Annotated in this window: 18 protein-coding genes; 6 read left to right on the forward strand and 12 right to left on the reverse strand. The window is 61.1% G+C overall.

Annotated features, from left to right (window positions below; all coding sequences use genetic code 11):
• Nucleotide 1 precedes the first annotated feature (1 nt).
• A complete protein-coding gene (locus ACZ9H3_RS13545; RefSeq protein ID WP_476221091.1) occupies nt 2-1,282 on the reverse strand; it encodes an aspartate aminotransferase family protein in 1,281 nt (426 codons plus the stop codon).
• A complete protein-coding gene (locus ACZ9H3_RS13550) occupies nt 1,279-1,977 on the reverse strand; it encodes an MOSC domain-containing protein (protein ID WP_065761425.1) in 699 nt (232 codons plus the stop codon). Before ACZ9H3_RS13550 ends, ACZ9H3_RS13545 begins: the two co-directional genes overlap by 4 nt.
• A gap of 102 nt (nt 1,978-2,079) precedes the next feature.
• Between ACZ9H3_RS13550 and ACZ9H3_RS13555 the strand changes: the two genes are divergently transcribed.
• Nucleotides 2,080-3,000: a LysR family transcriptional regulator gene (locus ACZ9H3_RS13555; RefSeq protein ID WP_065761424.1), complete on the forward strand. Its 921-nt coding sequence runs from the start codon at nt 2,080-2,082 to the stop codon at nt 2,998-3,000.
• Between the two features lie 226 nt (nt 3,001-3,226).
• Here ACZ9H3_RS13555 and ACZ9H3_RS13560 read toward each other — a convergent pair whose 3' ends face one another.
• The 9 genes from ACZ9H3_RS13560 to bioB all read right to left on the reverse strand — a co-directional run bounded on the left by ACZ9H3_RS13560 (nt 3,227) and on the right by bioB (nt 13,553).
• On the reverse strand, nt 3,227-5,005 hold the full coding sequence (locus ACZ9H3_RS13560) for an acyl-CoA dehydrogenase C-terminal domain-containing protein (RefSeq protein WP_454240263.1): 1,779 nt from the start codon (nt 5,003-5,005) through the stop codon (nt 3,227-3,229).
• Nucleotides 5,006-5,129: 124 nt separating this feature from the next.
• On the reverse strand, nt 5,130-6,413 hold the full coding sequence (locus tag ACZ9H3_RS13565; RefSeq protein ID WP_065761422.1) for a GGDEF domain-containing protein: 1,284 nt from the start codon (nt 6,411-6,413) through the stop codon (nt 5,130-5,132).
• 197 nt (nt 6,414-6,610) lie between these two features.
• On the reverse strand, nt 6,611-8,416 hold the full coding sequence (locus tag ACZ9H3_RS13570; protein ID WP_102052186.1) for a phenylacyl-CoA dehydrogenase: 1,806 nt from the start codon (nt 8,414-8,416) through the stop codon (nt 6,611-6,613).
• Between the two features lie 271 nt (nt 8,417-8,687).
• Entirely contained in the window at nt 8,688-8,984 is a 297-nt protein-coding gene (locus tag ACZ9H3_RS13575) for a pyrroloquinoline quinone biosynthesis protein PqqE (protein ID WP_065761529.1), read from the reverse strand.
• 107 nt (nt 8,985-9,091) lie between these two features.
• On the reverse strand, nt 9,092-9,772 hold the full coding sequence (gene bioD, locus ACZ9H3_RS13580) for a dethiobiotin synthase (protein ID WP_409279046.1): 681 nt from the start codon (nt 9,770-9,772) through the stop codon (nt 9,092-9,094).
• A 1-nt stretch (nt 9,773) separates the two neighbouring features.
• The gene (bioC, locus tag ACZ9H3_RS13585) at nt 9,774-10,598 is read right to left on the reverse strand and encodes a malonyl-ACP O-methyltransferase BioC (protein ID WP_065761527.1); all 825 of its coding nucleotides are present in this window, start codon (nt 10,596-10,598) and stop codon (nt 9,774-9,776) included.
• The gene (locus ACZ9H3_RS13590) at nt 10,591-11,322 is read right to left on the reverse strand and encodes an alpha/beta fold hydrolase (protein WP_099776020.1); all 732 of its coding nucleotides are present in this window, start codon (nt 11,320-11,322) and stop codon (nt 10,591-10,593) included. The genes bioC and ACZ9H3_RS13590 overlap by 8 nt, the downstream gene beginning before the upstream one ends.
• Nucleotides 11,315-12,487 carry an 8-amino-7-oxononanoate synthase gene (bioF, locus tag ACZ9H3_RS13595; RefSeq protein ID WP_099776022.1) on the reverse strand — a complete coding sequence of 391 codons (1,173 nt, stop codon included), beginning with the start codon at nt 12,485-12,487 and terminating at the stop codon, nt 11,315-11,317. The genes ACZ9H3_RS13590 and bioF overlap by 8 nt, the downstream gene beginning before the upstream one ends.
• Nucleotides 12,488-12,494: 7 nt before the next feature.
• Complete coding sequence (bioB, locus tag ACZ9H3_RS13600) at nt 12,495-13,553, reverse strand: biotin synthase BioB (protein ID WP_065761524.1); 1,059 nt, start codon at nt 13,551-13,553, stop codon at nt 12,495-12,497.
• A gap of 88 nt (nt 13,554-13,641) precedes the next feature.
• Here bioB and ACZ9H3_RS13605 point away from each other — a divergent pair, with 88 nt between their 5' ends.
• From ACZ9H3_RS13605 to rarD, 5 genes are all read left to right on the forward strand, one after another.
• On the forward strand, nt 13,642-14,379 hold the full coding sequence (locus ACZ9H3_RS13605; RefSeq protein ID WP_065761523.1) for a ComF family protein: 738 nt from the start codon (nt 13,642-13,644) through the stop codon (nt 14,377-14,379).
• Nucleotides 14,380-14,437: 58 nt separating this feature from the next.
• A complete protein-coding gene (locus tag ACZ9H3_RS13610) occupies nt 14,438-15,202 on the forward strand; it encodes a TOBE domain-containing protein (RefSeq protein WP_476221097.1) in 765 nt (254 codons plus the stop codon).
• A 64-nt stretch (nt 15,203-15,266) separates the two neighbouring features.
• Nucleotides 15,267-17,168 (forward strand): PhoX family protein, encoded by a 1,902-nt coding sequence (locus ACZ9H3_RS13615; RefSeq protein ID WP_454240270.1) that lies wholly within the window; start codon nt 15,267-15,269, stop codon nt 17,166-17,168.
• Nucleotides 17,169-17,305: 137 nt separating this feature from the next.
• Nucleotides 17,306-18,280 (forward strand): serine/threonine protein kinase, encoded by a 975-nt coding sequence (locus ACZ9H3_RS13620; RefSeq protein WP_330522840.1) that lies wholly within the window; start codon nt 17,306-17,308, stop codon nt 18,278-18,280.
• Between the two features lie 64 nt (nt 18,281-18,344).
• Nucleotides 18,345-19,232 (forward strand): EamA family transporter RarD, encoded by an 888-nt coding sequence (gene rarD, locus ACZ9H3_RS13625; RefSeq protein ID WP_454240272.1) that lies wholly within the window; start codon nt 18,345-18,347, stop codon nt 19,230-19,232.
• 210 nt (nt 19,233-19,442) lie between these two features.
• On the opposite strand, the gene ACZ9H3_RS13630 is transcribed toward rarD, so the two are convergent.
• On the reverse strand, nt 19,443-19,961 hold the full coding sequence (locus ACZ9H3_RS13630) for a glycine cleavage system transcriptional repressor (protein ID WP_065760752.1): 519 nt from the start codon (nt 19,959-19,961) through the stop codon (nt 19,443-19,445).
• Between the last annotated feature and the right edge of the window lie 438 nt (nt 19,962-20,399).

Consider the following 20,399-nt stretch of genomic DNA (forward strand, 5'->3'; position numbering starts at 1 on the left):
CTCAGGCACTCGCCTCGCGACGACGGTTCAGTTGCGCGGTATGGACCCGGGCGAATGCCCGTGCCAGGCGCAACAGCATTTCATCAATGTTGCCTTTGCTCACGGTCAACGCCGGCGAAAAACGCAGCACGTTCGCCTGCGGTGCGTTCAACAGCAGGCCTTCCTGCAGCGCAGCCTTGACCACCGCAGCCGCCGAGTCATCCGCCAGCTCCAGCCCCCAGAGCAAGCCCTGGCCGCGCACTTCACCCTGGCCGTAGCGTGCAGTCAGGCGCCCCAAACCATCGCGCAGGTGCCGTCCGGCCTCCTGCACATGGTCGAAGAACCCCGACTCCAATACCGTTTGCAGCACCGCCAGGCCAGCAGCGCTCATCAGCGCATTACCGTGATGGCTTCCCTCCAGCTCGCCCGGCTCGGCACAGCAGGCCGTGCCACGTGCCAGCAGTGCGGCCAGCGGCACACCACCGCCCAAGCCTTTGCCCAGGGTCAGAATATCGGCGCGTACACCGTAGGTTTGCTCGGCAAGCAAAGCACCGCAGCGACCGATACCGGTTTGAACCTCATCAAGGATCAGCAGGATGCCCAGCTCGCGGCACAGACGCTCGACACCCTGCAAGTAGTCCTGGGTCGCCGGAATGACGCCAGCCTCGCCCTGGATAGGCTCGAGCATGATCGCAACCGTACGCGAGTCGACGGCGGCATGCAGGGCTGCAAGGTCGTTGTAGGGCACCTTGCTGAAACCTGGCACGCCAGGCTCGCAGCGGTTGCACGGCGACGGGTCGGAGGCCGACAACGCACCCAACGTACGCCCATGGCAGCTCTGGCTGGCCGTGATGATGTGGTAGGCACCGTTACGATGCAGTTGGCCCCACTTGCGTGCCAGTTTGATCGCACCTTCGCAGGCTTCGGCGCCACTGTTGAGCAGATAGGCCTGATCACTGCCGGTGCTTTCACACAGGCGATTGACCAGTTGCAACAAGCCACGGTTATGAAACCCTGCCCCCGGATTGATCAGCGCTTGAGCCTGGGCACCCAATGCCTGAACCAGTGCTTTGGGGCTATGCCCAAGGCTGTTGACCGCACAGCCCTGAGTAAAATCGAGGTACGCCCGCCCATCACTGTCCCACAGCCAGGAACCCTGACCCCGGACGAAGACTTGTGCCGGGCGCTCTGCCACTGGCATCAGGCATTCACGCGACAACGACTCGACCGGTGCAGTGGTCACCGGAGCAGACTCGTGCTCCTCAAGGGGGGCCGGCGAACGACGCAGGTTGAACAGGTTCATGCGCGCAACCCTTCCAGTGGCAAGCCGAGCAGACGCGATGTCCAGTCTTCGACCTGGCCGGTACGTAGACGCCTCATCGCGATGTCGCGCCAGCGTGACGACAGGGCCGGACAATCCACCAGCTTTTTCAAACCTGCATGCTCCAGGGGTTCACGGAAAAAAGCATGTAACGCCCAGGCTACGGTGAGGCCTGGGTAGCTACGCTGAATCAACTCAAAAGGATCTTCGGCGCTGACAAAACCCGGCTTGAGCACCCGGTAGAACCAGCCGCAACGGCCCGTTTGCTGAGCCTGTTCAGGCAAGTCCAGCAGGCCCCAGCGGTGGCTGAGCCGATAACAGGGCGAGCGCGGCTGGCTGATCTGCAACAGCGCGCCCCCCCATCGAAACATGTCGCCCAGGCAAACGGATTCTTCGCTCATGCCGTGGGTCGACAGGTTTTCGCCAAAAGCCGGTGCACACCAGTCGATCTGTGGATAACGTTTGCGCCAATAGGCGTAGTGCTCGGCGGGGTAGTGATGCAAGGCCCGTTCAGGGCCGGTATGGAAGCGTGGGTCGCCGTGTTCATCGCTGCCCAGTCCCTGTGGCCACAACCACAGCCTTCTTGCAACCTGTTCCTTATCAATGTCGGTCAATAAGCCATGACCGATGTTTTTAGCCTTGCCTATGTAAACACCATCCACATACACGGTATTCATCGCGCCCTATGGCCCTGTAAACCTTGTGAATACGGGATAGACTAGGCTTCTTGCAGGCTAACAGCCATTTCGTTTTTCGAGCTTTTTTGATAAGTATCTCTTATGGATTTTCGCCAACTGCGTTATTTCGTCGCGGTCTACGAAGAAGGTCATGTCGGCCGGGCTGCCGAACGCCTGTCACTGTCCCAACCGGCGCTGTCGCAACAGATCCGCCAACTCGAACACAGCCTGGATGTCAGCCTGTTCGAACGCGGCAACAAGCGACTGCTGCCGACCCTGGCAGCGCACACCCTGTACAACCACGCACTGCCCCTGCTCGACGGCCTGCAACGGGCGAGTGACGCCCTGCGAAACTTCAAGGGGCAGTCATTGCGCACATTGGCCATCGGGGTACTGCAGACCGTACGTCCAAGCCTGGTACCACAGCTGCTCGACCGGGTACGCAAGGCGCAGCCACACCTGGTGGTACAGATCTACGAACTGTCAGGTATGGAAATCGAGCGACGCCTGCTAAACGGCACACTGGATATCGGCATCAGCTACCTGCCGCCGCGCCAACCGGGCCTGCACGGCTTGATGCTGTATGAAGACGAACTGCAATTGGTGATCCCCAATACCCACCCGTTGCGCGAATTCAAGAAAGTCTCGCTGAAACAGGCCGCCGAGTTACCGATGCTGCTGCTGGGCGAAGAGTTTCAGGTGCGGCAGATCTGGCAGTCGCAGCTGGCCAACCTTGGCCGGCGCCCGCAGGTTCAGGCGGAAATGAACAACATGGGCGGGATTCTAGACAGCCTGCCACACACGTCGCTGGCTACCGTCTTGCCCGGGCGGGCCCAAGAAGTGACGGATGATCAGGAACTGCTCTGGAAGCCGTTGAGCGAGCCACGGGTGCCGCTGAAAGTGGGCCTGGTGTTCCGGGATGCGCAGCGCCAGCAAGCATCGATCGAGTTGCTGCGTACGCTACTGGAAGAAGAGATCGACCCACGGCACATCGGCGTATCGCCACTGGACGTGTTGGGTTGATTTAATTGCGGGCATAAGAAAACCCCGCCGAGGCGGGGTTTGCAGACTGTTTCCCTGACATCCATTTCACCCGCCATCCTGGCAGGAATCCTGCGTGTCCCTGTTCTGTACATTGCGCGTCCTGCGCGACGTCCATGTGGTAAAGATTAGCGATGGATCCAATCTTTAGATAGAGGCGAAAAGTCACCACGTCGTGTAAGCCTTTTCCTACACGACGCGGCGAAGCTTAAAACTGCTCGGCATTGAGCAGATAAAGCGACTCGCTACCGGCCTTCACGGCTGCGCTCAACGAGTGGATGCGTGGCAGCAATCGGGCAAAGTAGAACCGTGCGGTCCCCAGTTTGCTGGCATAGAAGTCGTCCTGCCCCTGCTTGGCCAGCGCCGTACGTGCCATCAGCGCCCACATGTAGGCATAAGCGACGTAACCGAAGGTCTGCAGGTACTCCACCGAGGCGGCACCGATCTCGTTCGGGTTGCTCTTGGCGCGGTCCAGTACCCAGGCGGTCAGTTCGTCGAGGCAACCCAAGGCTGCTGCCAGCGGTTTACTGAATTCGTCCAGCCCGGCGTCTGCCGAGGCGATGAACTGGCGGACCTCATCCGCGAACAACGTGTAATACGCCCCGCCGCTGCCCACGACCTTGCGCCCGATCAGGTCCAGCGCCTGAATGCCGTTGGTGCCCTCGTAGATCTGCGTGATGCGCACATCGCGCACCAGTTGCTCCTGGCCCCACTCACGGATGTAGCCATGGCCACCGAACACCTGCTGACCATGCACCGTCGTTTCCAGGCCGAGGTCCGTGAGGAACGCCTTGGCCACTGGCGTCAGCAAGGCCACCAGGTCCTCGGCTCGCTTGCGCACAACCGGGTCTTCGCTGTACTTGGCAGTATCCAGTTGCATCGCCACATAACTGGAGAAGGCGCGGCCACCCTCGTTAAAGGCCTTCATGGTCAGCAGCATGCGCCGCACATCAGGGTGAACGATGATTGGGTCTGCGACCTTTTCCTTCGCTTGCGGACCGGTCGGCGCGCGACTCTGCAGACGGTCGCGGGCGTATTCGATCGCGTTCTGATAAGAACGCTCTGCCGATGCCAGGCCCTGAATACCGACGCCCAAACGCTCGTAGTTCATCATGGTGAACATGGCGGCCAGGCCCTTGTTGGGCTCACCGACCAGATACCCTACCGCGTCGTCAAAGTTCATCACGCAGGTGGCAGAAGCCTGAATGCCCATCTTGTGCTCGATGGAGCCGCAATTGACCGGGTTGCGTGCGCCGAGGCTGCCGTCAGCATTGACCAGGAACTTGGGCACCAGAAACAACGAAATGCCTTTCGGCCCAGCCGGTGCGTCCGGCAGTTTAGCCAACACCAAGTGGATGATGTTCTCGGTCAGGTCGTGCTCGCCGCCCGTGATGAAGATCTTCGTACCACTGACCCTGTAACTGCCATCGGCCTGAGGTTCTGCACGGGTGCGGATGATGCCCAGGTCAGTGCCGGCATGGGGCTCGGTCAGGCACATCGAGCCGGCCCAGACGCCGGCATACATGTTTGGCAGGTAGGTAGCCTTGAGTGCTTCACTGGCGTGGGCATTGATCGACAGACAGGCACCGGCCGTCAGCATCGGGTACAGGCCGAAGGACAGGCTGGAAGCGTTGACCATCTCTTCGACCTGGGCAGAAATAACCTTGGGCATGCCCATGCCGCCGAATGCGGGATCACCGCCTACGCCCACCCAACCACCTTCGGCATAGGTGCGATACGCATCGATAAAACCTGCTGGTGTAGTGACGACGCCATTATCCCAACGGCAGCCCTCTTCGTCGGCACCACGGTTCAGCGGCGCGATGCTTTTGCTGGTGACCTTGCCGGCCTCCTCGAGAACGGCCATGGCCGTCTCTTCGTCAACGATATCGGCCAGGCCGGGCAGTTGAGCCCAGAGCCTGGCAACCTCGAAGACTTCATTGAGGACGAAGCGCATATCGCGCAAGGGCGCTTTATAGTCAGCCATGGCAACCTCTCACAGAACCAGTCAGGGGCAGTCCCGAGGGACCGATACTCAGTTAGAAAACCAGTGTACCTGAACAACTTTTGCGAGACATAGGGCCATCTTTTGACCGGATAGTCATATCCGGTCACGCTGTACGAACGGCCCCTCGCTTGTTTTGCAAACCGTAGGCGACCACGCAGTTACGGCCCGCGCCTTTGGCGCTGTAGAGCGCCTGGTCGGCCGATTTGAGCACTTCGTCAGGCGAGCGATGCTCCATCTGACGCTCGGCGACACCGATACTGATGGTCACCGACACACTGGCGGCCGCAGCAGCACCACGGCGCTGGCGCCCCTGAGTATCGTCCTGCGGGCGGCTATCCGGATTACGCAGCAAGATATTGTAGTTGGCGATCACCTCGCGCACGGCTTCCAGGTGTGGCATGCACTCCTCGATGCTCTTGCCGGCAAATACCAGGCAAAACTCCTCCCCGCCATAGCGGTAGGCACGACCACCACCAGTGACCTTGGACAACTTGCTGGCCACCAGACGCAGCACCTGGTCCCCGACATCGTGACCGTGGGTGTCGTTGAATTTCTTGAAGTGGTCGACGTCTGTCATCGCCAGCACATAGGTACGGCCCAACCGCTGCATCCGCTCATTCAATGCGCGACGCCCCGGTAGCCCGGTCAACTCGTCGCGGAAGGCCATCTGATAGGCTTCATGGGACACCGCTGCGGCAATCATCAACATCACCTGACTGCACATGATGTTGAGGGTAAACGGCAAGATGAACGTCTTTGGCAGCATCCAGAAAATGCCGATCAGGCCAATGATCTGCGCCGCATGCAGCGGTCGTGGCTGACGCAGGTACTGCACCACCAGCAAGCCGAAGGCGATCAGGAACACCGGGTACGCCATCTGGATCAGGCTCATCCATTGGCCATGCAACGATGGCCAACGAATCTCCGCCAGCCACGCCAGCAAGGGCTGCGGGAAGCTCTGCTCAAGCCCCAGGGCGACACTGCCAAAAGCCAGCAACACGGCAAAGCGCGCCACCATATCCTGGAACAGGTGCGTACGCTCCTGCCAGGCGCCAAACAGCCCGAACAGCAAGGGCAGTAACAGGCACACTAAATGGAAGACAACGGCCGCATCCTCACGGACCCGCCCATTGTCTCGATAAAAGTCAGTCTGAGTATCCAGCAGGAAGTAGGCGATATAGACCGTGACCATCAGAAACAGCTCACGCTGACGTCGGTAAACCGCGCAGTAGGCACCGCCAAGCAGCAACACCAAGGTTGGCAGCACATTGAACAGCGATGTGAAGAAAACACTCAGGTCCCGCACATAGGCCGCCGCCAGTCCGCAGAGCAGAAGGAACAGTGATGGCAGAAAGTGACTGAGGCGTACAGCAGATAAACGAAACAAGGGAATCTCCGACCCGGCAGATCAACAATGGCATTGTGCCTCTAGTGCATCGGCAACGCACATGAATAGATGAATGTTTACCTGCACTTTCATTTAACGGCAGCGCGAGATGGGGTTTAAGGCTTCCCTCCTGTTCGTCCACACAAAAAAAACCGCCTGCCGGTCAGGGCAGGCGGTTTTTCAGTTCAGCCACTCACTCAGTAAGCGAGGCCGAAATCTTCCTCTTTCATGTCCATCAGGTTATTGGCACCTGACAGCATGGCTTCAACATGAGCACGGGTACGCGGCAGGATGCGCTGGAAGTAGAAGCGCGCAGTTTGCAGCTTGGCGGTGTAGAACGCAGTTTCGCTGGTACCAGCGGCCAGTTTCTCAGCAGCCAGGCGCGCCATGTCAGCCCAGAAGTAAGCCAGGCAGGCATAACCGGAGTACATGACGTAGTCCACCGAAGCGGCACCAACTTCTTCACGGTCTTTCATGGCGGCCATCCCGACTTTCATGGTCAGCTCACCCCACTCCTTGTTCAGCTTGGCCAGCGGTTCAACGAACTCCTTGACCGCATCGTTGCCCTCCTGGCCCTGGCAGAACTTGTGGACGATCTTGGTGAAGCCCTTCAGGGCCTCGCCTTGAGTCATCAGCACTTTACGGCCCAGCAGGTCCAGCGCCTGGATACCCGTGGTGCCCTCGTACAGCATGGAGATACGGCTGTCGCGCACGTTCTGCTCCATGCCCCACTCGGCGATGAAACCGTGACCGCCGTAGATCTGCACGCCGTGGTTGGCGGCTTCAAAACCGACTTCGGTCATGAAAGCCTTGGCGATCGGGGTCATGAAAGCCAGCAGCGCGTCGGCTTTCTTCCTTTCTTCCTCGTCCTGACTGTACTTGACGATATCGACCTGTTTGGCGGTGAAGTAGACCATCGCCCGGTTACCTTCGGCGAAAGCCTTCATGGTCAGCAGCATACGCCGCACGTCCGGGTGAACGATGATCGGGTCAGCGGCTTTATCCGGTGCTTTCGGCCCGGTCAGCGAACGCATCTGCAGGCGGTCGCGTGCGTACTTCAGGCCACCCTGGAAGGCCACTTCAGCGTGAGCCAGGCCTTGCAGCGCAGTCCCCAGACGTGCGGTGTTCATGAAGGTGAACATGCAGTTCAGGCCCTTGTTGGCTGGGCCGATCAGGTAGCCGGTCGCGGCGTCGAAGTTCATCACGCAGGTGGCGTTGCCGTGGATACCCATCTTGTGTTCGATGGAACCGCAGGCCACGGCATTGCGTTCGCCCACACCACCATCAGCGGTAGGCAGGAACTTCGGCACGATGAACAGCGAGATGCCTTTGGTGCCAGCAGGGGCGTCGGGCAAGCGTGCCAGAACGATATGGACGATGTTATCGGCCATGTCGTGCTCACCGGCGGAGATGAAGATCTTGGTACCGGTGACTTTGTAGGAGCCATCAGCCTGAGGCTCGGCCTTGGTGCGCAGCATGCCCAGATCGGTGCCGCAGTGCGGCTCGGTCAGGCACATGGTGCCGGTCCACTCACCGGAAACCAGCTTGGTCAGGTAGGTGTGTTGCTGCTGGGGCGTGCCGTGCTCGGAGATCGTGTTCATCGCGCCATGAGACAAGCCAGGGTACATGCCCCAGGACCAGTTGGACTCACCGACCATTTCGCTGATCGCCAGGCCCAGCGACTCAGGCAAGCCCTGACCACCATGCTCGACGTCATGGGCCAGGCTCGGCCAGCCACCTTCGACAAACTGCTGGTAGGCCTCTTTGAAGCCGGTCGGGGTTTTCACGCCCGACTCACTCCAGGTACAGCCTTCCAGATCACCCACACGGTTCAGTGGGGCCAGTACCTGTTCACAAAACTTGGCGCCTTCCTCAAGGATGGCATTCACCATGTCTGGAGTGGCGTCCTGGCAAGCCGGCAGGCTCTGATAGTGCGCTTCGTAGCCGAGCAACTCGTCACGAACAAAGCGAATATCACGCAAGGGGGCTTTGTAATCAGGCATAGCGATAAACCTCTGCTGATGGATCCTGGATAGGGAGACCGTGACACACCGACCAGCTCTTGGCGACTTTCGGTCAAACAGTTGTTTGAAACATACGTTTACGCCAATGGGTTGTCAAGCATCGTCCAGAGGGCAATTCTGCCATCTCAAACCGCTGCACGGCCCTCACTGCACCCGCCACACGCGCACGAACGAGCGCCTGGCGACAAGGCCAAGGCGCTGATACATAAAGCGTAGTAGAGGGGGTGAACGTAGATAGACCGGGGGGCGGTCAGGCGTACGTATCGATCAGGGTGCCGAGCATTTCGTCGGATGCTTTGGCCACTTTGACACCGAGTTCAACCTGGAACTTGCCCAGGGCCAATTCGACGGTGCTGGTGGCGAGGTCTTGTTGCTGGCTGCGATCGACCGAACGCAGACGCTCAGCCTGATAGTCGCTGGACTGGCTGGTGGCGGCACGCTCGACGGTGGTATTGGCGATCTGGCTGGCTGCCTGATCGACACGGTTCTGCCCCGTCTGAATAGCCCCCAGACCGGCATAGAACGCTGAGTTGCCTGAGATTTCCATTTCGACACTCCATGACGCTAACTGCAGATACCGCCTATTGAAGCAGACCTCAAGGAAAAAGGCCCGTCAAAAACACTAATAGCACATTGCCCTTCAATAGCCTGTAGTCAGTCCAGCAGATCCAGTTGCAGGAATTCAGCCACGGCGTCAGCCGTGACGCTCTTGAGTTTAGGGACGCGCCCCAGGCAGGGTGCCGGCAACCGCTCCGCCAGGGTTGCAAGGTTCTCTTCCAGTCGCGATGTGCGCGGGTCGACAACGTTGGCCACCCAGCCGGCCAACTGCAGGCCATCGCGCGCGATGGCTTCCGCACTGAGCAGGGCGTGATTGATGCACCCCAGGCGCACGCCAACCACCAGAATCACCGGCAGTTGCAGGGCAATGGCCAGATCAGAAAGGTTGGCCTGATCAGACAGCGGCACCCGCCAACCGCCAGCCCCTTCAATCAGGGTGAAGTCTGCCCGTTGCGCCAACACGTGACGCATCGGCGCGAGCAACCCCTGAACCGTCAATGCCACGCCCGCCTCACGCGCCGCCAGATGCGGTGCGATGGCCGGCTCAAAGGCGAAAGGGTTGATCTGCTCGTAGGGCAATACAATCGAACTTTGCGCCATCAGCGCCAGGGCGTCGGCATTGCGCAAACCCTTGGCGCTGACCTCACAGCCCGAAGCGACCGGCTTGGCACCCAGCGTGCTGAGCCCCGCCTGGCGGGCAGCCTGAAGCAAGCCGGCGGCGATCGTAGTCTTGCCGACGTCGGTATCGGTACCCGCGATGAAATAGGCTGCGTTCATTTCACACTCCACTTTCCAGAGGCTTTTGCAGCACCCCGTAGACCACCTGATAGGTCGCCGGCAGGCCTTGGGGCTGACGGAACCGCTCGTATGCCTGCAGCAAGCCCTGCATGCGCGCGCGCCCTGTCAAGCCGGTGGGCCGGCCCGGGTTGAGATTGTGTGCGCCCAAGGCCTTGAGCTCATGGGTCAGGCTGCGCACATCCGGGTAGTGCAAAACATGCGGGCGACGCTCCAACGCCAGCACCGGCATGCCACTGGCCAGGCACAGGCGCTGATAGTCCTCAAATGGCCGAAAGCGGTTGACGTGAACCAGCCCGTCCACCGCCTGCCAACTGTCGCGCAGCTCCTGGAGCGTACCGACACACAGGCTGGCAAACGCCAGCACACCGCCCGGCTGCAGCACCCGCCTTGCCTCGCTGAGCACGCCTGCAAAGTCACCACACCACTGCACCGCCAGGCTGGAGAAGATCAGCCCGACGCTGGCCTCGCGCAGCGGCAAACGCTCGGCATCACCAGCAACATGGTAGTGCGCACCGCCCTGTTCGCGGGCATGACGAAGCATGCCTTCGGCAATGTCTACCGCCAGGCCGACACGTTGCGGATAACGCTGTTCCAACATCCGGCTGAAGTAACCCGTGCCACTGCCCAGGTCGAGCCAGTTCGAAGGCTGTAACGACGCAGGCAACTGTTCCAGCAAGGCGCTCCCCACATCGCGCTGCAACTGCGCAACGCTGTCATAACTGACTGCGGCGCGGGAAAACGACGCGGCTACCTGGCGTTTGTCAGGCAAGGCACCGGGCAAGGCCGGCCGGGATAGATCAGTCATCGCCGCTCTCGTGCAGAAAAGCCTTTATCGCACAGGCCAACTCGTGGGGTGTCTCCACCAGGAAGCCATGCGCGCTGTCTTCGATCAAACCGACTTCAACGTCGGGTAACACATTCAGCAGCTCGCGCGCAGCTTCAGCCGGCACCAGTGCATCGCTCCCGGCAAACAGGTGCAACTGCGGCCCGCCAAACGACTGCAATGCTGTACGGGTGTCCAACTGCGCCAGCAGTTCCAGGCCAGTCACCAGAAACTCCTCACGCGTCTGCGGCATACCGGCCGTCAACAGCCGCGCCAGCGTGCGTGGTTCCTCTGCACCCTGGCTGCACAGCGAGACAAAGCGTTTAAGGGTCACCTGAGGGTGATGGCGGCAGCCGTCGAGAAACGTCTCAAAGGTGGCGGGCGCCATCCCGTGCGGCCAATCCGGGCGAGCGACAAAACTGAGGTTGCTGGCAAGGGTCAGTACGCCGCAGCACTCATCACCACGACGAGCGGCCAGTTCAGCCGCCAGCATTCCACCCAGCGACCAGCCACCCAGCCAGGTGTTACGTGGCAGGCTACGGTCCAGGGCCGAAAGCCAGGCGTGCGGATCACTGGTGTCGAGTTGCGGTAACGCATGCACCTCAACCTTGAGCGCCGGGTCCAACGCGCGCAGAGCCGCAGCCAACGGCTCCAGCGCCGCGGTTCCCAGGCCCCAGCCTGGCAGCAGTATCAGACGGTCACGCATCGACAGGCTCCAACAACGGATAACACTCGGCCAATGCATTCAACAATAGCTGCACCTGTGCCTGACTGTGGGCCGCTGTCAGGGTAACGCGCAACCGCGCACCGCCTGCAGGGACCGTCGGTGGTCGAATGGCAGTGACCAGCAGGCCGCGCTCACGCAACAACTGCGACAACCGAACCGCCCGAGCACTGTCGCCTATCACGATCGGCTGGATCGGGGTAAAGCTGTCCATCAGCGTCAAGCCTATCTGCTCGGCACCACTGCGAAATTGTTGGATCAATGCCGCCAGGTGCTCTCGACGCCACGTTTCTGTACGCAGCAGCTCCAGGCTTTTCAAGGTGGCGCAGGCCAGCGCCGGTGGCTGACTGGTGGTGTAGATATAAGGGCGGGCGAACTGGATCAGGCACTCGATCAGCTCTTCACTGCCCGCAACAAATGCTCCCCCGGTGCCGAAGGCCTTGCCGAGGGTACCGACCAGCACCGGGACGTCATCCAGGCCCAGGCCAAAATGCTCGACAACGCCACCGCCCTGACGACCCAGGGTACCGAAACCATGTGCATCGTCGACCATCAACCAGGCACCGCGCGCCTTCGCCGCCTTGGCCAGCGCGGGCAGGTCAGCCACATCGCCGTCCATGCTGAACACCCCGTCAGTGACCACCAGGGTGTCGCCCTGGGCTTTCTCAAGACGGCTGGTCAGGCTCAGGGGGTCGTTATGCAGGTAGCGATTGAAACGCGCACCACTGAGCAGCCCGGCATCAAGCAACGATGCGTGGTTGAGGCGGTCCTGCAGCACCGTATCACCCTGCCCGACCAATGCCGTCACAGCGCCCAGATTGGCCATGTAGCCGGTGGTGAAGAGCAACGCCCTCGGGCGCCCGGTGAACTCGGCCAAGGCCTCTTCCAGCGCGTGATGCGGGCCGCTATGACCGATCACCAAGTGCGAAGCACCGCCACCGACACCCCAGCGCTCGGCACCGTCACGCCAGGCAGCAATCACATCGGGGTGATTGGCCAGGCCCAGATAGTCGTTGCTGCAAAAGGCCAACAGCGGTTGACCGTCGACCACCACGCTGGGGCCTTGCGGGCTCTCCAGCAACGGTCGCTGCCGGTACAGGGACGCGGCGCGCCGTTCTTCCAGGCGCGCACGAAGATCGAAGCTCATCCGCACCTCAAACCGAGGCGGCGTTGTAGAACAACTCGCTGCTCTTCTGCTCGATCAGGGCCTGCTCGATAGCCGCCTGATGAACCTCATCGGCATGCTCCTCGCGGGCCTCGGGCTGGATACCAAGGCGTGCAAACAGTTGCATGTCCTTGTCGGCCTGCGGGTTGGCAGTGGTCAGCAGCTTCTCGCCGTAGAAAATCGAGTTGGCGCCCGCGAAGAAGGCCAGTGCCTGCATTTCTTCGTTCATGGCTTCACGGCCAGCCGACAGACGAACATGGGACTTGGGCATCAGGATGCGGGCAACGGCGAGCATGCGGATAAAGTCGAACGGATCGACAGCCTCGGCATTCTCCAGCGGCGTACCGGCGACCTTCACCAGCATGTTGATCGGTACCGACTCCGGGTGCTCTGGCAGGTTGGCCAGTTGAATCAGCAGGCCGGCGCGGTCGTCCAGCGACTCGCCCATGCCGAGGATGCCGCCCGAACAGATCTTCATCCCCGCATCGCGCACATACGCCAGGGTTTCCAGGCGCTCGCCATAGGTACGGGTGGTGATGATGTTGCCGTAGAACTCCGGCGAGGTATCGAGGTTGTGGTTGTAGTAGTCCAGCCCGGCTTCGGCCAGGGCCTGGGTCTGCTCACGGTCGAGCTTGCCCAGGGTCATGCAGGTTTCCAGGCCCATGGCCTTGACCCCTTTGACCATCTCCAGCACATACGGCATGTCCTTGGCCGACGGGTGTTTCCAGGCGGCGCCCATGCAGAACCGGGTAGAACCGATAGCCTTGGCCCGCGCGGCTTCCTCCAGCACCTTCTGCACTTCCATCAGCTTCTGTTTGTCCAGGCCGGTGTTGTAGTGACCGGACTGTGGACAATATTTGCAATCTTCCGGGCAGGCACCGGTCTTGATCGACAGCAGGGTCGAGACCTGAACACGGTTAGCGTTGAAGTGCGCGCGGTGTACGGTCTGCGCCTGGAACAGCAAGTCATTGAACGGCTGTTGGAACAGGGCTTTAACCTCAGCCAGGGTCCAGTCGTGACGAAGAGTTGCAGTTGTGCTGGCGCTCATGGGCGATTCCTTGTTTAGGCTTGACTGGCGCCGGGACAGGAAAGCCCGCCAGCGCATCACGGAGTGTTTGCATGATTAAGGAAGCCCCATGCACTGTCAACCGAAGCTTAAACAGCTGGTTTACAAGTGGTTAAATAATAACCACAACTGTTTGTTATGCGATGAACCTGCCCACGCCCCCATCCCCATCTGCGTCGCCTGCGAGGCTGAGCTGCCCTGGCTTGATGAACGATGCCGGGTGTGCGCCTTGCCCTTGCCGATGACAGGACTGGTCTGCGGGCAATGCAATCGCCGCCGCCCGGCTTTCCAGCAGGTTGAAGCCCCTTGGCACTATGGGTTTCCAGTGGATGCACTGATCACCCGCTTCAAATACCACCGGCAATGGCCGCTGGGGCGACTGCTCGCCGAACTGCTCGGCAACTGGCTGGCCTACCGTTTCGCCGAAGGCCTGGCGCAGCCAACGCTTCTGTTACCTGTACCGATGGCCACACGCCGGTTGCGTCAGCGCGGCTACAACCAAGCGGGAATGCTGGCCAAGTGGCTCGGCACACAACTGGACATTACCTGCGATGAACACCTGCTGGTGCGCACGCTCGATACCCCTGCGCAACAGGGCCTGAACGCCCGGACCCGCAAACGCAACCTGCGCCAGGCGTTCGCAGTGACCGATGTGAAGGCCGTGGCCGGCCGTCACCTGGCCTTGGTCGATGATGTACTGACCACCGGCGCTACCGCCCAGGCCTTGGCGAGCCAGTTGCTCAAGGCGGGGGCTCGACGGGTTGATGTGTACTGCCTGGCGCGCACACCAAAACCGGGCAGCGCTTGACTTGGCACAAGCGGGCGGGCACTTTCGCAGCGATCACCGCCACCCTGCGTAGCCATTCATGTCCCTGCCCGCCCTGCTCAACCAGCACCTCGTCAAACGCCCGCAACGTATCGCCCTGCTGCAGCACATCGCCGAACAAGGCTCGATCACGCGGGCGGCCAAAAGCGCCGGTATCAGCTACAAGGCCGCCTGGGATGCCATCGACGAGCTGAACAATCTGGCTGGCACACCACTGGTCGAACGCAGCGTCGGCGGCCGGGGTGGTGGCGGCGCGAAACTCACCGAGGAAGGCGCTCGGGTACTGCGCCTGTATCAACGCCTGCAAGCCTTGCAGGCGCAAATTCTCGAAGCCACCGAAGACGCGGCGGATCTCGACCTGCTCGGTCGGCTGATGCTGCGCACCAGCGCACGCAACCAACTGTACGGCAAGGTACGCGCAATAGAGGCTCAAGGTCGCAATGACCTGATCGAGCTGGCACTGGCCGACAACCTGAGCCTCAGCGCACAGATCACCCATGACAGCACGCTGCGCCTGGAGCTGGCCCCTGGGGCCACTGTCGTTGCGCTGATCAAGGCTGGCTGGCTGGAGTTGTTGGCGGCCAATGCCCAGCCTGAAGCAGGCTACAACTGCCTGCTGGCGACCGTCGAGGAGCGCCTCGACGATGCAGAAGGGCCCAGCGAAGTGCGCCTGGTGCTGAGCAACGGCCAGACCCTCTGCGCCCTCGCAGAAGCCGAGTGGCTGAATGAGTTGCACGCAACGCCTGGAAGCCTGTTACAGGTTCAGTTCCCGCCGGCCTGTGTACTGCTGGGAACCCCAGTCTAAAATTCGACACATTACCGTCATACAGGCTGACTAAGGTGACTGCCAAAACAGCAGGAAGCCGATCATGACCCTTTTAGACGAAAACCAGCCTACCGATCTCGAACAGATGGTCGGCCTCAGCCGACGCCGCTTCATCGGTGCCGGCGCCCTGTGTGGCGCCGCATTGTTCCTTGGCGGCGGCCTGCTGAGCCGCAGCACACTGGCGCAGAGCGTCAAGGCCGCCAACGACAGCCTGCTGGGTTTTCCGACGATCCCTGCCGCAACCACCGACAGCATCAGCCTGCCGCCAGGCTACAACGCCTCGGTACTGATCAGTTGGGGCCAGCCGCTGCACACCGACAGCCCGGCGTTCGACGCCTCGGGCAATGGCAGCGCCAAAGCGCAGGAACTGCAGTTTGGCGACAATAACGATGGCATGAGCCTGTTCCCCTTTCCTGGCGATGAAAACCGGGCGTTGATGGCCATCAACAACGAGTACACCAACTACCGCTACCTGTTCCCTCACGGTGGCCAGCCAACCTCCGCCGAAGATGTGCATAAGGCCCAGGCTGCCGAAGGCGTGTCGGTGATTGAGGTGCAACGCAGCAATGGCCAGTGGCAGTTCGTCCAGGGCTCGCCCTACAACCGCAGGATTCACGGCAATACGCCAATCCGCATGAGCGGCCCGGCCAGCGGCGATGCCTGGCTCAAGACCGCTGCCGACAACAGCGGCAGCAAGGTACTGGGCACCTTCCAGAACTGCGCCAACGGCAAGACGCCATGGGGCACCTACCTGACCTGCGAAGAAAACTTCACCGACTGCTTCGGCAGCAGCAACCCGCAACAGGCATTCGATGCGGGCCAGAAACGCTACGGTGCCTCGGTCGCCAGCAAGGACATCGGCTGGCACCTGCACGATCCGCGCTTCGACCTGGCGAAAAACCCCAATGAACTCAACCGGCATGGCTGGGTCGTCGAAATTGACCCCTTCGACCCACATTCAACGCCGGTCAAGCGCACAGCCCTGGGCCGCTTCAAACATGAAAATGCGGCACTAGGCGAAACCCGCGACGGCCGGGCAGTGGTCTACATGGGCGACGATGAACGTGGAGAGTTCATCTACAAATTCATCAGTCGCGACCCCATCGACCACAAGAACCCCACTGCCAACCGTAACCTGCTCGACCACGGCACCCTGTATGTCGCCCGCTTCGACAACGGCGACGGCAACCCCGACCAGCCGAAAGGCAAGGGCCAGTGGCTGGAGCTGACCCACGGCAAGAACGGCCTGAACGCCGCCAATGGCTTCGCCAATCAGGCTCAGGTGCTGATCCATGCGCGCCTGGCGGCCAGCCTGCTTGGCGCCACACGCATGGACCGCCCGGAATGGATTGTGGTCAGCCCCAAGGATGGTCAGGTCTATTGCACCTTGACCAACAACGTCAAACGCGGCGAAGAAGGCCAACCTGTAAACGGACCGAACCCCCGCGAAAAAAACATCTATGGGCAGATACTGCGCTGGCGCGAAAGCGCTGACGACCAGGGTGCGATGACCTTCGACTGGGACCTGTTCCTGATTGCCGGCAACCCTGGCGTTCATCCCGGCGACGCGAAAGCCGGCTCAGCCAACATCACCCCGCAGAACATGTTCAACAGCCCGGACGGGCTGGGTTTCGATGCCGACGGACGGCTGTGGATTCTCACCGATGGCGACTACAGCAACAGCGGTGATTTTGCCGGCATGGGCAACAACCAGATGCTCTGCGCCAACCCGACGACCGGCGAGATCCGGCGCTTCATGGTCGGCCCGGTAGGCTGTGAAGTCACCGGTATTGCCTTCGCGCCAGACCAGCGCACGCTGTTCGTAGGTATCCAGCACCCAGGCGAAAGTGGTGGCTCGACCTTCCCCGAGCACCTGCCCAACGGCAAGCCGCGTTCATCCGTCATGGCGATCCGCCGGGACGACGGTGGCATCATCGGCGCCTGAGGCCAACCGCAACACAGCCCCTGCAACTCCGCGCGCGCAGGGGCATGTAGCGCACCCCAACGAGATGCATCGCATCCGGCGGATTGCGCTACCATGCCAGGCATGATGCGGCTGCCTGCCGCACGGCAGGAGCGCGTATGTCACACCCCTTCGATACCCTCACCCCCGACCTGGTGCTGGACGCCGTGGAAAGCACCGGTTTTCTCAGCGATGCCCGGGTGTTGGCCCTCAACAGTTACGAGAACCGCGTCTATCAAGTCGGCATCGAAGACGCCGAACCGTTGATCGCCAAGTTCTACCGGCCCGGACGCTGGAGCAACGAGGCCATTCTCGAAGAGCACGCCTTCACCGCCGAACTGGCCGATTGCGACGTGCCGGTGGTCGCGCCACTGGTTCACAACGGCGCCACCCTGTTCGAACACGCCGGTTTTCGCTTCACCCTGTTCCCACGGCGTGGCGGGCGGGCGCCCGAACCGGGCAATCTGGACCAACTCTATCGCCTCGGCCAACTGCTGGGACGCTTGCACGCCGTAGGCGCTACCCGCCCGTTCCAGCACCGTGAAACCCTGGGGGTGGATAACTTCGGCCATGCTTCGCTCGCCACCCTGCTGGAAGGCAACTTCGTCCCCAAAAGCCTGCTGCCCGCCTATGAATCGGTCGCACGTGACCTGCTCAAGCGCGTCGAGGCCATCTACGCGCAAACGCCGCACACGCTCATCCGCCTGCATGGCGACTGCCACCCCGGCAACATGATGTGCCGGGATGAGGTGTTCCATATCGTCGACCTGGATGACTGCCGCATGGGCCCGGCGGTTCAAGACCTGTGGATGATGCTTGCCGGCAGTCGGCAGGAGCGCCTGGGGCAACTGGCTGAACTGATGGACGGCTACAACGAGTTCCACGACTTCGACCCGAGGGAACTGGCCCTGATCGAGCCACTGCGCGCCTTGCGCCAGCTGCACTACAGCGCCTGGCTGGCCCGGCGCTGGGACGACCCGGCCTTCCCGCGTAGTTTCCCCTGGTTCGGTCAGGAGCGTTACTGGGGCGACCAGATCCTTGCACTACGTGAACAACGGGCCGCACTGGATGAAGAACCGCTGAAATTGTTCTGAAACCTGAAGCAGTCTGTCTACAATGGCGACTGCTTTTAGTTAGCTGCCTAAGCAAGGAATCTGCATGCACGCCGTCAACCCGCGCCGCGGGTACATCCTGGGCCTGACCGCCTACATCATCTGGGGCCTGTTCCCCCTCTATTTCAAAGCCCTGCAAGCCGTTCCGGCCGTCGAAATCATTGTTCACCGGGTGCTCTGGTCGGCCTTATTCGGCTCACTGTTGCTGCTGGTCTGGAAACACCCCGGCTGGTGGCGCGAGCTACGCGAAAACCCTGGCCGGCTAGCGACCCTGGCCCTGAGCGGCGCGCTGATCGCCGGCAACTGGCTGACCTATGTCTGGGCCGTGAACAACGACCGCATGCTTGAGGCCAGCCTGGGCTACTACATCAATCCGCTGGTCAACGTTCTGCTGGGTATGCTTTTGCTAGGCGAACGCCTGCGCCGCCTGCAATGGCTCGCCGTAGGCCTGGCAGCATTCGGGGTGGCGCAACAGGTGTGGCAGGTCGGCAGCCTGCCGTGGATTTCACTGATACTGGCACTGAGCTTTGGTTTCTACGGCCTGATCCGCAAAAGGGCGCCGGTTGCGGCACTGCCCGGGCTGGTCGTGGAAACCTGGATGCTAGTACCGCTGGCACTCGGCTGGCTGCTGCTCAACCCGCACGCCAACAGCGCACAGGCCAGCTTCTACGGCAGCAGCGAAGCCCTCTGGCTGATTGCTGCCGGGCCGGTCACGCTGGTGCCGCTGGTCTGCTTCAACGCCGCAGCGCGCCACCTGCCCTACACCACCTTGGGCTTCCTGCAGTACCTGGCGCCGACGCTTGTCCTGCTGCAGGCGGTGTGGCTGTTTGGCGAACACCTATCGAGCAGCACGCTGGTAGCGTTCATCTTCATTTGGGCGGGCCTGGCGCTGTACAGCGTCGACAGTTGGCTACGCCTGCGCAAAAATAGCTGATCAAAAAATATACAGATCGCTGCAGGCCACAGAGCACGTGGCCTGCAGCAACCTCTCCCAAGGTTATCCACAAGCTGATCCCCGTGCTTTGTGCACAAGCCCCTGAATCTGCTCATTTTTTGCTCAAACCTCCACAGGCCGCAGCCGGCTTGGCGCTGCCAGGAGGCTCCCCAGGTTATCCACAGGGGCATCCCCGGTAAAACGGGATAACTACTCTTCCGGTCGTAACGTGAGCTCTACCATCAGATCGTCTGCCAGTTCTTCCAGGTGCTTCTGTAGCTGTTCGAGCGGCAAGGTCAGCGGCAGCGCCAACAACGCTTCCGCATAAAACAGCGGCTCACTGCTCATGGGGGCCGGTCGCACATCCGTGTTCAAGCGCTCGACGTTGATCCCCAACTCGGCCAACAAACGCGTGATATCGCGAACGATGCCTGGCCGGTCGTTGCCAACCAGCTCCATCGCGATGGGCTTCCAAGTGCACGAAGGTTCGATGCCGCTTTCGGCGATCAGCACGCGAATACCCTGGCTGGCCAGCGCCTGCAAGGCTTCGACCAACTCATCATAGGACTCCGCCGGAACGGCCACGCGCAAAATCCCGGCAAACTGGCCGGCCATCCGCGACATCCGGCTCTCGAGCCAGTTGCCGTTATGCTCGGCAATGCATTCTGCGATGCGCTCCACCTGGCCCGCCTTGTCGGCGGCAATCACTGTCAATACGAGATGATTCACGCGGCAGCCCTCTGCGTTTAACGGTTCGATTCGCCCGAATTGCCAAGGCGCCGAGAAAGTATAGGCAAGGCGCGGCAACCTGCCGCAGCCGTCCCAAAAGACAAATCGTGTACTGTTTTAAGATTTATCTGGAACAATCTCTCTGTTTTTTGAGAACATGTTGTCTTCCAGCGTGACCCCATGCGACCAAACGGTCGCAGAACGACGTATTTAGTCTAATTTTCACAACCGCCGCGCATCATGTAGTATGCCGCAGCGCGGACTACAAAACGTTGATTCGATGTCTGCCAAGGCGCCTGTGAAAATACGCAACCGCCCGCCAGCACGCCTGGCAGGCTGCACCCAGCCGCCCTCCGGGCAAGTTCTGGTGCCGTGTTTAGAGAAGCGCTACAGGCTTTAAATAGAAGAGCTGAATAGCTGAGCAGAGTGAGGCAAGCA

The sequence above is a fragment of the Pseudomonas sp. TE3910 genome, assembly GCF_056279025.1.